This window comes from Actinoplanes regularis, assembly GCF_900188005.1.
In the GTDB taxonomy this organism is placed as follows: domain Bacteria; phylum Actinomycetota; class Actinomycetes; order Mycobacteriales; family Micromonosporaceae; genus Actinoplanes; species Actinoplanes regularis.
In genome coordinates, this window is the sequence record NZ_FZNR01000002.1 from 507,223 (window position 1) to 520,067 (window position 12,845).

A 12,845-nucleotide genomic window follows, 5' to 3' on the forward strand; every position below is an offset into this window, starting at 1 on the left:
CCTCACTGTCACACCTCCCTGACGACTCCGCCGCGCGGCGGGTTGCACCGCGCTGGAATTCTTCGCGGGAACAGAAACGCCCCCGCCGGCGTCCGGCGGGGGCGTTTCGGAAACCGCGGTGGGTTACTGGTGCTTGCGGCGGGCGGCGGCCCGGCCACGCGCGTTCTGGTCGAGGACGACCTTGCGGATTCGGACGGCGGCCGGGGTGACCTCGACGCACTCGTCCTCGCGGCAGAACTCGAGGGCCTGCTCCAGCGACAGCTTGCGCGGCGGGATCAGCCGCTCGGTGTTGTCGGCGCTCGCGGCCCGCATGTTGGTGAGCTTCTTCTCCTTGGTGATGTTGACGTCCATGTCGTCCTCGCGGGAGTTCTCACCCACGATCATGCCCTCGTACACCTCGGTGCTCGGCTCGACGAAGAGCTGGCCGCGCTCCTGCAGGTTGATCATCGCGAACCCGGTGACCGCGCCGGCGCGGTCGGCGACCAGGGACCCGTTCTGACGGGTACGGAGCTCGCCGAACCAGGGCTCGTGGTCCTCGTAGAGGTGGTGCATGATGCCGGTGCCGCGGGTCTCGGTGAGGAACTCGGTGCGGAAGCCGATCAGGCCGCGCGCCGGGACCAGCCACTCCATCCGGAGCCAGCCGGTGCCGTGGTTGGTCAGCTGCTCCATCCGGCCCTTGCGGGTGGCCAGCAGCGTGGTGATCGCGCCCATGTACTCCTCGGGCGCGTCGATGGTCAGCCGCTCGACCGGCTCGTGCACCTTGCCGTCGACGACCTTGGTGACCACCTGCGGCTTGCCGACGGTCAGCTCGTAGGACTCCCGGCGCATCTGCTCGACCAGGATGGCCAGCGCGAGCTCACCACGGCCCTGGACCTCCCAGGCGTCCGGGCGGTCGGTGTTCAGAACGCGGAGCGAGACGTTACCGATCAGCTCCTTGTCCAGGCGGTCCTTGACCATCCGGGCGGTGACCTTGGCGCCCTTGACCTTGCCGACCAGCGGCGAGGTGTTGGTGCCGATGACCATCGAGATGGCCGGCTCGTCGACGGTGATCAGCGGCAGCGGCTTCGGGTTCTCGGCGTCGGCGAGGGTCTCACCGATCATGATCTCCGGGATGCCGGCGACGGCCATGATGTCGCCCGGGCCGGCGCTCTCGGCCGGCTTGCGCTCCAGGCCCTCGGTCATCAGCAGCTCGGAGATGCGCACGTTGGTGACCGTGCCGTCGGTCTTGCACCAGGCCACGGTCTGGCCCTTGCGGATCGTGCCCTCGTGCACCCGGCAGAGCGCGAGACGGCCGAGGAACGGCGACGCGTCCAGGTTGACCACGTGCGCCTGCAGCGGCGCGTCCTCGTTGTAGGTCGGGGCCGGGATGGTGTTCAGAATCGTGCTGAACAGCGGCTCCAGATCGGCGCTGTCCTGCGGGACGGCGCCGTCGGCCGGCTGGTTCAGCGAGGCGATGCCGTCGCGGGCACAGGCGTAGACGATCGGGAACTCGATCTGGTCCTCGTCCGCGTCCAGGTCGAAGAAGAGGGCGTACGTGTCGTCCACCACCTCCTTGATCCGGGCGTCCGGCCGGTCTACCTTGTTGATCACCAGAATGATCGGCAGGCGGGCCTGCAACGCCTTACGGAGCACGAAGCGGGTCTGCGGCAGCGGGCCCTCGGACGCGTCGACCAGCAGCACCACGCCGTCGACCATGGTCAGGCCGCGCTCGACCTCGCCGCCGAAGTCGGCGTGGCCGGGGGTGTCGATGATATTGATCGTGACCGGGTCGCCCTCGGCCGGCTGGTAGCTGATCGCGGTGTTCTTGGCGAGAATGGTGATGCCCTTTTCCCGCTCCAGGTCCATGGAGTCCATGGCGCGGTCGGCCATCTCTCCACGCGCGTGGGACTGACCGCCCTGTCGGAGCATGGCGTCGACCAGGGTGGTTTTGCCATGGTCGACGTGAGCGATGATGGCGACATTGCGGAGGTCGGTGCGGGTCTGCATACCGCCATTGTCCCCAATTCAGGTTGCCGTTGGTGACACGGGGTCAAGTCCAGAACCTTGAGATCTTTTGGGCGATTTGCCGGTCACCGCGCCGAGATCATCAATTGTTAACGTTCTTCTCCGGTGTCCGTTCGGGGAAGGACTTGGTCGATGAGGGTTCGGTTGATGGCCGCGGCGGCGGTGCTGGTCGTGGTCGCCGGCTGCGGTCTGGGCGGTCGCGGGGACGACAAGGCGGAGGGCAGCGCACCGGTGGCGGTGACGGCACCGTCGTCGCCGTCGTCGCCGTCGGAGGAGCCCACGCCGGAGGACTCGCCGACGCCGGAGGAGACCACGTCGTCGCCCACGCCCAAGCCCTCGAAGACGAAGGTGTCGAAGACGCCGACCATTCCGCCCGAGGACGTGAACAACTTCGAGGTGTCGCCGTGCCACACCACCGAGGGCACCGAGGTATCCAAGACCAAGGTGAAGGCGGCGCTGAAAACCGCGGCCGGGAAAATCTACTGGACCCACGAGGCGCCCACGCTGAAGCTGAACTATCCGCTGGTCAAGGCGATCGCCTGGCACGAGAGCGGCTGGCAGAGCAACGTCTTCAACTGTGACGGCGGGCAGGGCCTGATGCAGCTGATGCCGGAGACGGTCGACATGATCAACAACCGGTTCGGGCTCAGCTACAACGTGTCGAAGTACCAGGAGAACGCGACGGCCGGGGCGAACTACCTGGCCTGGCTGACCCGGTACATGTCGCAGAAGCAGTTCGGTGAGAAGACGTACGACCTGAGTGCGAGCAAGTGCAAGACGCACAGCTCGTGGTGCCTGCTGAATCTGGTGATCTCCGCGTACCAGGCCGGCCCGGACGCCGTGCTGCAGAACGCGAAGACGAAGAAGCTGCCCAACCCGGCCTACGTCGACTCGGTACGCTCGCTGATGTCGTCCTGCTTCTGCGACCGGTACTGAGCCGGGGCGGTCCCCGGCTCGATGGAACCGCGAGCTACACTGGTCGACGGACCCGAGACCCCGCTTATCCAGCCGTTTTGACCCTCTCGTCAGAGCGGTAGTAAGGTCTCGGGGTTGTCGTGTGTCGTTGATGCTGGCGAGCTGCGTTGTCTCGGCCCGCAGCTCACCCTAAGGAGCCTTACCCAATGCCTCCCAAGAAGAAGACCCATGAGGTAACCCTCGCGCTTGAGGCGGGTAACGCCGCGATGGTCGACCTCGGTAAGATGCTTGGCCCGACCGGCGCCAACATGCGTGCCGTCAAGGTCGAGTACGACGAGGCCACCGCGAAGAACCGGGGCGAGATCATCCCGGTCATCGTGTCGGTCTACGAGGACCGCAGCCACACGCTGGCCTACAAGACGCCGCCGACCAGCTTCCTGATCCGCAAGGCTCTGGGGATCCAGTCCGGTGCGTCGAACCCGCTGACCCAGACCGTGGGCACGCTCAGCGCCACGCAGGTCAAGGAGATCGCGGAGCGCAAGCTTCCCGACCTGAACGCGAACGACATGGACGCCGCGATCCAGATCGTCAGCGGCACCGCGCGTTCGATGGGTGTCAAGGTCGCTTCTTGATCCAGCGCGTCTGAGAACGGCTCCGGGCTTTCGCCCGGGGCCGTTCTTCGTTTCAGCGAGCCTTCCAAGTTCAGCAGGCCGTCGAAGTTCAGCGGGCTTCGAAGTTCAGCAGGCCGTCGAAGTTCAGCGGGCTTCGAAGTTCAGCGGGCCTTCGGGGTGATGACCTCGTCCAGCAGGCCGTACTCCAGGGCCTCGGCCGCGCTCAGGTTCCGGCCCGCCGAGAGGTCGTCCTCCACCCGGCTCCGCGGTTTCCCGGTCACCCCGGCCAGCCGGACCACGACCTCCTCCAACTCCCGCAGATGCTGCCCCGCCGCGGCGGCCACCTCGTCGGCCGTCCCGGTCACCCCGGCCGCCCGCGGCTCGGTGAGCCGGAACCGGGCATGCCGATAGCCGGCCCGCCGATCGACGGCGGCCAGCACCGCCAGGGCGGACCCACCAGCCTCGGCGGTGACCAGCGCGTGCACCGGCGACACCAGCGCGTCGACCACACCGACCACCGCGAGGGCGGCGCTCAGGTCCCCGCCCGGGCAGGCCACGTGCAGCTGGATCGGCGACTGGCCGGCCGCGTCCAGGGTGAGCAGCGCGGCCGAGATCCTGGTCGCCGCGTCGCTGCCCAACTGGCCACGCAGCATGATGATGCGCTGGTCGAAGAGGCGCTCCTCGAGCCAGCCAGGAAATTCCGGGCTCGCCGGCGGCAGGTCGAACGGCTGGTGCGGCTGCTGCGGCGGAAAGCCCCACCGCGCCGATTCAGGTCTGAGGTTCATGGACGACTCCAGGTCTCGGACGGGGCTTTCGCCAGCGTACGCGGGAAGGCTCCGCGACACCGCCGACCGGGCGTACGCCATCGAGCGCCCGGTCGTGGTCAATCGTTGCGACGCCGTGGCGACGGCAGCCGGAACAGGGTGCCGAGTCTGCGCAGGGCCTCGCCGTCACCGGCCGCCGAGGCCGCACCGCTCTCGATCGCCTCGGTGAGGGTGAGTTCGTGACCGGTGATCCGGAGGAACGCGTCGTCGCTGATCGTGATGGTCGCGTCCGGGTGCTGAGCCGGTCCGTGCACGGTCTCGATCAGACCGTCGCCGATCCGGGCGTGAAAGGGTTCGTCGCCGACGCGGAACTCGTACACCGCGTGAAGTCCGGCGGCCGCCTCGGCGTCGAAGCAGGCCCGCAGGCCGAGCACCGCCCAGCCCGGGTGGAACGTCTCGCTCTCACGCCGTTCCTCCATCGCCCATCGCAGGCCCCACCGGGCCAGCGCGAGGACCGCCGGCCCAAGCTCCGCACCGGCCTCGGTTAGGGCGTACGCCGGAGTCCGGGCCGGCGGTGGGAGCTTGATCCGGCGCGCGAGCCCCTCGTTCTCGAGGTGTTTGAGCCGGGCGGCGAGCAGTCCGGTCCCGAGACCACGCAGGCTGGCCTGCAGGTCACCGAAGCGTTTGGGCCCGGTCAGCAGCTCACGGATCAACAGCAGCGTCCAGCGCTCGCCGATGAGGTCGAGGGTGCGCGCGGTCGCGCAGTACTGGTTGTACGTTCGCTGCTCCACTTCAATACTCTAGATTTCGCGTTTCCTGTTCTTGAAGGGATGAGCCCGCAGCAGCGTCCCGGCGAGGCGTTCCGGGTCGGTGAGCATCACGTCGTGCGGCCCGTCGAGCGCGACCGTCCGATATCCCAGGTCTTCACCGAAGCGGTCGAACGGGTAGGTCTGCGGCCTGCAGTAGACGGCCGTGCCGGGGATCCGGTCGACGGCTCCGGTCAAGCGGGTGGGCTCGGTGAACGCGCGCAGCGGGTGCGGAACCAGGCGCTCCGCCAGCAGGGCGGCGGTGTCCGGGTCGTCGATGCCGAACGCCGCCGGTGGCGGCGCGGGGATCCGGTGGCCGTCGCCGCGGGTCTCGGCGGCCGCGCGGACCGCGGCGACGAACGATTCTGGGGCGAGGCTGAACAGGCTGGCGCCGTCGGCACCCGCCCATCCGTCGACCAGGACGATGTGGCCGACCAGGCCGGGCCGCGCGTCGGCGGCCTCCCGGACGACCAGCCCCGCGTAGCTGTGGCCGACCAGCACGATGTCGTTCTCCGCGGCGCCGTCGAGGGCGGCGATGACGGCCCGGGCGTGCTCGTGCAGCCCGTCGTCTCCTCGGCCGCTGAGGTCCGGAGTGATCGTGCGCGCTCCGGCGGCCCGCAGCGACGTCTCCACGCGCTCCCAGGCCCAGGGGCCGTGCCAGGCGCCATGAACGAGGACGAACGTTCCCATCAGGCCTTCTCCCTACCGCGTGGTGCGGACGGACTCCTGTCGATGCCCGATGCTAGCTATCAGCTTCCTGTTTTTGAAGTACGAGATTCAAATTTGGGTACGATCGTCGCGCGGAGGATGCCGGAAGACAACACGGGCCCGGCAACATGAGTCGCTCGGGCCCGTGCGGGACTTCCGAAGTTCGGCCTCTACTGGCCGGTGGCCACGAGTTCTTTTCTGCGGTCCCGGGCGGATTTGGCGAGGCTGGCGATCGTGGCTACAGCGAGCGTGCCGAGGATGACCAGCAGAGAGAGCCAGATCGGGATCTCCGGGGCCCAGTGCACACCTTGACCGTCGTTGATGAACGGAAGGCTGTTGGTGTGCAGCGCCTCGAGGAAGAGCTTGACGCCGATGAAGGCGAGCACGACGGCGAGGCCGAGGTTCAGGTAGACCAGGCGTTCCAGCAGGCCGCCGAGGAGGAAGTAGAGCTGACGCAGGCCCATCAGCGCGAAGACGTTCGCGGTGAAGACCAGGTACGGCTCCTTCGTGATCCCGAAGATCGCCGGGATGGAATCGAGCGCGAAGATCAGGTCGGTGGTGCCGATCGCGATCATCACGATCAGCATCGGAGTGAAGAGGCGCTTACCGGCCGCGGTGACCACCCGGAACTGCCCGTCGCCGAAGGACGAGGAGAGCGGCAGCGCCCGCTTCGCCCAGCGGATCAGCAGGTTCTCCTTGAAGTCGTCCTCGTCGTTCTCGCCGCTCTTCACCAGCGTCACGGCGGTGTACACCAGGAACGCGCCGAAGATGTAGAACACCCAGGAGAACTGGGAGATCAGCGCCGCACCGGCGGCGATGAACGCACCCCGCATGACCAGCGCGAGCACGATGCCGATCAGCAGGACCTTCTGCTGATAGCGGCGGGGCACGGCGAAGCGGGCCATGATGATGACGAAGACGAACAGGTTGTCGACGCTCAGCGAATACTCGGTGAGCCAGCCGGTGTAGAACTCACCCGCGGACTGCGCGCCGGCGACGGCCCAGATCCCTACTCCGAAGAGCAGCGCGAGCGCGACATAGAAGGCCACCCAGCCGCTGGCTTCCTTCATGGTGGGCTCGTGCGGCCGCCGCCCGATGATCAATAGGTCCACGGCGAGCACCGCGATGAGCGCCACCAATGTGGCGAGCCAAACCCAGGCTGAAACGTTCAACATGACCCTCCGGCAGACACGTGTCGCCGCTGCGCTTTCTCAAGGTTTCGAGAAGAGCAGCGGCGTGCGACTGTCGGAGGTCTCTTCCGCCGCGATCCACATCGCGACCCCCGGCCCCGGGTCGCTCGCAGGTCACCCAGCGAGACGTTCCGTGTTGACGAGACCGGGACGGGGGAATACTCCCCTCCCACACAGCCATTGTTGCGCATCCCGACCCCGATCGACACATCGGGAGGCCACGAGTGAGGCGCCTCGCGCCGCAATCCACTCAGCGCGGCCGTCGTCGGCGGGTAACCCTGACGCCATCCCGCCTTAACCTCGATTCGGCCTGTCGGAACTCGATCCACAGCGCTCTCACCAGCAACTTCATGCCGTGGGCAGGGTCGGCAACGGTGCCGGCCGACCGGTGGAAACCGCTCCACCCGGCGGCGACGACCAGCCCGCCCATATCATTCATGTCACTCTCGCACAATCCGCGCCGGGCGGCCTGGCAAGGCCACCATCTGGTGCGTATGGGACGCTTGCGGGCATGATCCTCGAAGTCATGCTTATCGACGTGATGCCCGGCCGGGAGGACGACTTCGTCGCCGCCTATCAACTCGTCCGTCCGCTCATCGCGGGCACCGAGGGCTGCCGCGGGCTTCGACTGAAGCATGGTGTCGAGTCCACCACCCGCTTCATGCTGCTGAGCCAGTGGGACTCGGTGGAGGCCCACGACCAGAACTTCCGCCGCACCGAACGCTTCGCCCAGTGGCGCGCGGCGATCGTGGCCACGCTCGCCCGGCCCCCGCTGGCCGAATACTTCACCGACCTGCCCACCGTGTCCGGGCGCCCCGACCCCGACCACGACTTCTTCGCCAGCTGACCTGTCCGTCACCAGCCGACCTGCTCTGCACAACCGGTCTGCCCTGCACAACCGGTCTGCCCTGCACAACCGGTCTGCCCTGCACAACCGGTCTGCCCTGCACAACCGGTCTGCCCTGCACAACCGGCCTCTTCGCCCTCAGCTGACCTGTGCGTTCTCCCTCAGCCGACCTGGGTGTTCTCCCTCAACTGACCTGGGCGGGAGTGCAGGCGGCTGTCATCATCGCGCGGTGAAGTACGACCGGATCCGCGGCCTCGCCATCATGATCGCCTGCCTGGGATTCCTCGGCCTCTTCAACGCCGGAGCGGACCTGTACCGCGAGGCCGAGTTGGCCCTGGGCAGTTCCGAGGTCACCGCCTCGGTCCTCCAGGTCGCTACCGACGTCAATGGCGAGGTCCAGTACCAGGTGTCCTTCCCCTGGGAGCACCAGGAGCGGGAGGCCTGGACCCATTGGATGCCCGACGGCACCCGGCCCGGCTCTCAGCTCTCCGTCCTCGTCGCCGTGGGAGACCCGGATGTTGTCACCGGCACCGGCACCGGGTCGCAACGGCTGCGCCATTACCTCTTGCGAACCACACTGTTCGCCCTTCTGATCACCGGCGTAGTCCTGTTCTGGCGCTGGATCAAACGCCGGGAAGCGGCAGCCGAGACCCGGCGACGGCAGGTGAGACCGACCGTCGCCCGAACCCGGACCTCCCGCTCCCGCCGCCGAAGCCACCGCAAACGCTGACCAGGCTGCCACCGCTCAGCCCGATGCCAGCCGGCCAACCGGTCCAGTGCCACCACCCACCGCGCCCCGGCTCCGGCCCGGCAGCGCCCATCCCCGCGACACCGCCACCCCGACACCGCCACCCCCGGCAGCGCCCATCCCCCGCGACACCGCCGCCCGGGCACCGCCCGTCCCCCGCGACACCGCCGCCCCCGGCAGCGCCCATTCACGCGGCCGCCGCCTACCGCACCCCGGCGGCGTCCATGCCCCGTAGCTCCTTCTTCAGCTCCGAGATCTCGTCGCGGATCCGGGCCGCCAGTTCGAACTGCAGCTCGCGAGCCGCTCCCAGCATCTGATCGTTCAGATCCTGGATGAGCTGGGCAAGCTCGGCCCGGGCCATGCCCTCGCGCGCCGGCCCGGCGGCCGCACGTCCCTTGGAGCGGGTCTCGGGGACCGGCGCCTTCCCCCGCGACATCTGCCGGCCCGCGCCGCCCACGATCGCCGAGTCGGTGTCCTCGGCCTCGCGATAGATGTCATCGAGAATGTCGTGGATCTTCTTCCGCAGCGCCTGGGGCACGATCCCGTTCGCCTCGTTGTGGGCAACCTGCTTGGCCCGGCGGCGGTCCGTCTCGTCGATCGCGTTCCGCATCGACGGAGTGATCTTGTCGGCGTACATGTGAACCTCGCCGGACACGTTACGTGCGGCCCGCCCGATGGTCTGGATCAGCGACCGGCCACTGCGCAGGAAGCCCTCCTTGTCCGCGTCCAGGATGGCCACCAGCGACACCTCGGGCAGGTCGAGACCCTCACGCAGCAGGTTGATGCCGACCAGGACGTCGTAGTCGCCCTTTCGCAACTCCTTGAGCAGCTCGACCCGGCGCAACGTGTCCACCTCGGAGTGCAGGTACCGCACGCGGATCCCGTTCTCCAGCAGGTAGTCGGTGAGGTCTTCGGCCATCTTCTTGGTGAGCGTGGTGACCAGGACGCGCTCGTCCTTCTCGGTGCGCAACCGGATCTCGTGCATCAGATCGTCGATCTGGCCCTTGGTCGGTTTCACCACCACCTGCGGGTCGACCAGGCCGGTCGGCCGGATCACCTGCTCGACGAACTCGCCCTCGGCCTTCTCCATCTCCCAGGGCCCCGGGGTCGCGGAGAGGAAGACCATCTGGCCGACCCGCTCCAGGAACTCGTCCCACCGCAACGGGCGGTTGTCCGCGGCGCTGGGCAGCCGGAAGCCGTGCTCGATGAGGATACGTTTCCGCGAGGCGTCGCCCTCATACATCCCGCCGATCTGCGGGATCGTCTGGTGCGACTCGTCGATGACGGTGACGAAGTCGTCAGGGAAGTAGTCGAGCAACGTGTACGCCGGCTCACCGGGCCGGCGGCCGTCCATATGCATCGAGTAGTTCTCGATGCCGTTGCAGAAGCCGACCTGGCGCATCATCTCGATGTCGTAGGTCGTCCGCATCCGCAGCCGCTGCGCCTCCAGCAGCTTGCCCTGCCGCTCCAGCTCGGCCAGTCGCTCGGCCAGCTCCGCCTCGATGTCACGGATCGCCCGCTCCATCCGCTCCGGGCCGGCCACATAGTGCGTGGCCGGAAAGATGATCAGCTCGTCGACCTCGCGGACCACCTCGCCGGTGAGCGGGTGCAGGTAGTACAGCTTCTCCACCTCGTCGCCGAAGAGCTCGACCCGGACGGCCAGCTCCTCATACGCCGGGATGATCTCCAGGGTGTCGCCGCGCACCCGGAACGTGCCACGCTGGAACGCCACGTCGTTACGGGTGTACTGGATGTCGACCAACCGGCGCAGCAGCTTGTCGCGGTCGATCTCGCCACCGACCTTGACCTTGACGGCACGCTCGATGTACTCCTGCGGGGTGCCGAGGCCGTAGATGGCGCTGACCGTGGCGACCACGATGGTGTCGCGCCTGGTCAGCAGCGACATCGTGGCCGAGTGACGCAGCCGCTCCACCTCCTCGTTGACCGAGGAGTCCTTCTCGATGTAGGTGTCGGTCTGGGCGATGTACGCCTCGGGCTGGTAGTAGTCGTAGTAGCTGACGAAGTATTCGACCGCGTTGTTCGGCAGCAGCTCGCGGAACTCCTTGGCGAGCTGGGCGCAGAGCGTCTTGTTCGGCGCGAGCACCAGCGCCGGCCGTTGCAGGCGCTCGATCAGCCAGGCCGTGGTCGCGCTCTTGCCGGTGCCGGTGGCGCCGAGCAGCACGGTGTGCCGGTCGCCACGGCGGACCCGCCGCTCCAACTCGTCGATCGCCGTGGGCTGGTCACCGGCCGGTTGGTAGTCGCTGATGACCTCGAAGCGGCCGTCGAGTCGTGGGATGTCGAGCGCCATGTCCACCACCGTACGTCGGGGGTATGACAAGTTCCGGCACCCGGGCGACGGACGCCGGGACCATCGTCGGGCCGGGCGTGCCGATGGTGCACATTCGGCCTCGCCTGGTGCCATTGTCGGGTCTTTCCCGCGCCACCTACCCTGGCTGGGTAGGCCGCTCGCGGCGGCCGACGAGCGCGGTCGGGATCATCCAACGGTCCAGCCGCGCCGCACCGCGGTCGATGCGCCCCGGCACCCGGCGAGCGCACCCCCGGGGGCCGTGCGACAAGCCGGCCGGCCGCCGCGAGCGCCGCTCCACACCCAGCGCACGGCCGATCGAGATCAAGAAAGCGCCGCCCCCAGCCCAACGCACGGCCGATCGAGAGCAAGAAAGCGCCGCCCCCAGCCCAACGCACGGCCAATCAAGGCCAAGAGAGCGCCGCCCCAGCCCAACGCACGGCCAATCAAGGCCGAGAAAGCGCCGCCCCAGCCCAACGCACGGCCAATCAAGGCCAAGAAGGCGCCACTCCAGCCCAAGGCACGGCCGATCGAGCCAGGAAACGCCATCCGCACGTCCAGCGCGCGGCAGATCGACGTCAGGAAGACGGTGGCAGCCAGCCGGAGGCGAGAGCCCACTCATTCGCGGCTCGTGCCTCCTGGTCGAACCACGGCTCCTTCGCCATCGCATAGCCCGCCCGGTCCGCGAACCGCGGCGCTAGCTCCGCCTTGACCGCCGCGTAGGCGTCCCGCGCCGCCGGCACCGCCCGCAGGTGATCGCGCATGAGCAGCGCGAACCGCCACCCCGGCGACCCGATCACACGCACGTGCAGGATCATCGGCCGCCCCGGGTCGGCCGAGCCGTGCACCCGTTTCGGCCAGGTCTCGCCCCGCAGCCCACGCGCGTTGTCCACCCACTCCCCCGACCGGCGCGGAAATCCCGCGGCGGCGAGACGTGGGGCGAGCGCGTCGGCCTCGTCCAACGTTCGTACCGAAAGCATCAGATCGATGATGTCCTTGCCCGGAAGACCCGGCACCGAGGTCGATCCGATGTGATGCACGCCGGTGGAGCCGGAGGTGTCGCCGAGGTGATGCCGGATTCGCCGGGCCAGCCGGTCGGCCGCGGCCGGCCACTCCGGATCGGGCGCCGCGATGCACAGCTCAGGGGCCTTGCGGGCGGCGGTGAGCAGGCGCACGTTGCGCTCGAACTCGACCAGACGGTCCCGCCACAACTCGTCCACCCGGGCGTGCAGCGCGGCCAGATCGTCCTCATTGGGCAGCACCACGTCGGCCGCGGCCAGCCGGGTGGCGTCGTCGGCCTGCGCGCTGATCCGGGCGGCGGCCTCCGCCTCCGACATGCCACGATCGCGGACGAGACGCCCGATCCGCACCGCACGGTCCGCCGCCACCACGATCACCAGGTGGTACGTCGGAGCCAGGCCCGTCTCCACCAGCAGCGGGACGTCGTTGACCACGATCGCGTCGTGCGGGGCGGCCCGGACCATCTCGGTAGTGCGCGCCCGGACCCGGGGGTGGATGATCCGCTCCAGTCGACGGCGGGCCGCCTCGTCGCCGAAGACCCGCGCCCCCAGCGCCGGCCGGTCCAGTTCACCGGCGGGGGTCAGCATGCCCGTGCCGAACTCGGCCACGATCTCGGCGAGCCCCTCGGTGCCCGGCTCGACGACCTCGCGGGACAACCTGTCGGCATCGATGATGACCGCTCCGAGCTGGGCGAGGCGGGTGGCGACCGCGCTCTTGCCCGCGCCGATGCCACCCGTGAGACCGACCATCAGCATGCGATCAGTATCCCGGCCCGGTCGCGTTCCGGCGCGGCGGGCCGGGGTCACGACTTGGCGAATCCCGCGCGTCTCCGGTCCAGGCGCGACACACCGCGGCCCACCGCCGACGCATCCCGAGCCCACGACCGGTTCGACGTGGCGCCCATCACGGCCGGACCGCCCGAAGACG

At 68.7% G+C, this 12,845-nt stretch carries 11 protein-coding genes; 4 read left to right on the forward strand and 7 right to left on the reverse strand.

From position 1 onward, the window contains the following. Positions 1–123: 123 nt before the first annotated feature. On the reverse strand, positions 124–1,986 hold the full coding sequence (typA, locus tag CHC09_RS07445; protein WP_089292227.1) for a translational GTPase TypA: 1,863 nt from the start codon (positions 1,984–1,986) through the stop codon (positions 124–126). Positions 1,987–2,136: 150 nt separating this feature from the next. On the opposite strand from typA, the gene CHC09_RS07450 reads away from it, so the two are divergent. Next, entirely contained in the window at positions 2,137–2,940 is an 804-nt protein-coding gene (locus CHC09_RS07450; protein ID WP_179276973.1) for a transglycosylase SLT domain-containing protein, read from the forward strand. Positions 2,941–3,125: 185 nt separating this feature from the next. After that, positions 3,126–3,551 (forward strand): uL11 family ribosomal protein, encoded by a 426-nt coding sequence (locus tag CHC09_RS07455; RefSeq protein ID WP_089292229.1) that lies wholly within the window; start codon positions 3,126–3,128, stop codon positions 3,549–3,551. A gap of 140 nt (positions 3,552–3,691) precedes the next feature. On the opposite strand, the gene CHC09_RS07460 is transcribed toward CHC09_RS07455, so the two are convergent. From CHC09_RS07460 to CHC09_RS07475, 4 genes are all read right to left on the reverse strand, one after another. Beyond that, positions 3,692–4,315 carry an ATP-dependent Clp protease proteolytic subunit gene (locus CHC09_RS07460; RefSeq protein ID WP_089292636.1) on the reverse strand — a complete coding sequence of 208 codons (624 nt, stop codon included), beginning with the start codon at positions 4,313–4,315 and terminating at the stop codon, positions 3,692–3,694. Positions 4,316–4,413: 98 nt separating this feature from the next. Next, positions 4,414–5,085, reverse strand: a complete 672-nt coding sequence (locus CHC09_RS07465) for a winged helix-turn-helix transcriptional regulator (RefSeq protein ID WP_089292230.1) — start codon at positions 5,083–5,085, stop codon at positions 4,414–4,416. Between the two features lie 9 nt (positions 5,086–5,094). Beyond that, positions 5,095–5,790 (reverse strand): alpha/beta fold hydrolase, encoded by a 696-nt coding sequence (locus CHC09_RS07470; RefSeq protein ID WP_089292231.1) that lies wholly within the window; start codon positions 5,788–5,790, stop codon positions 5,095–5,097. A gap of 188 nt (positions 5,791–5,978) precedes the next feature. Continuing rightward, on the reverse strand, positions 5,979–6,980 hold the full coding sequence (locus tag CHC09_RS07475; RefSeq protein WP_089292637.1) for a TerC family protein: 1,002 nt from the start codon (positions 6,978–6,980) through the stop codon (positions 5,979–5,981). A 529-nt stretch (positions 6,981–7,509) separates the two neighbouring features. Here CHC09_RS07475 and CHC09_RS07480 point away from each other — a divergent pair. Both CHC09_RS07480 and CHC09_RS07485 read left to right on the forward strand, forming a co-directional pair. Beyond that, a complete protein-coding gene (locus CHC09_RS07480) occupies positions 7,510–7,845 on the forward strand; it encodes an antibiotic biosynthesis monooxygenase family protein (RefSeq protein WP_089292232.1) in 336 nt (111 codons plus the stop codon). A 229-nt stretch (positions 7,846–8,074) separates the two neighbouring features. Beyond that, positions 8,075–8,575, forward strand: coding sequence for a hypothetical protein (locus CHC09_RS07485; RefSeq protein ID WP_089292233.1), 501 nt, complete (start codon positions 8,075–8,077; stop codon positions 8,573–8,575). 220 nt (positions 8,576–8,795) lie between these two features. On the opposite strand, the gene uvrB is transcribed toward CHC09_RS07485, so the two are convergent. Next, a complete protein-coding gene (gene uvrB, locus CHC09_RS07490) occupies positions 8,796–10,901 on the reverse strand; it encodes an excinuclease ABC subunit UvrB (protein ID WP_089292234.1) in 2,106 nt (701 codons plus the stop codon). A 575-nt stretch (positions 10,902–11,476) separates the two neighbouring features. Continuing rightward, positions 11,477–12,673 (reverse strand): dephospho-CoA kinase, encoded by a 1,197-nt coding sequence (gene coaE / locus CHC09_RS07500; protein WP_089292236.1) that lies wholly within the window; start codon positions 12,671–12,673, stop codon positions 11,477–11,479. Positions 12,674–12,845 lie beyond the last annotated feature (172 nt).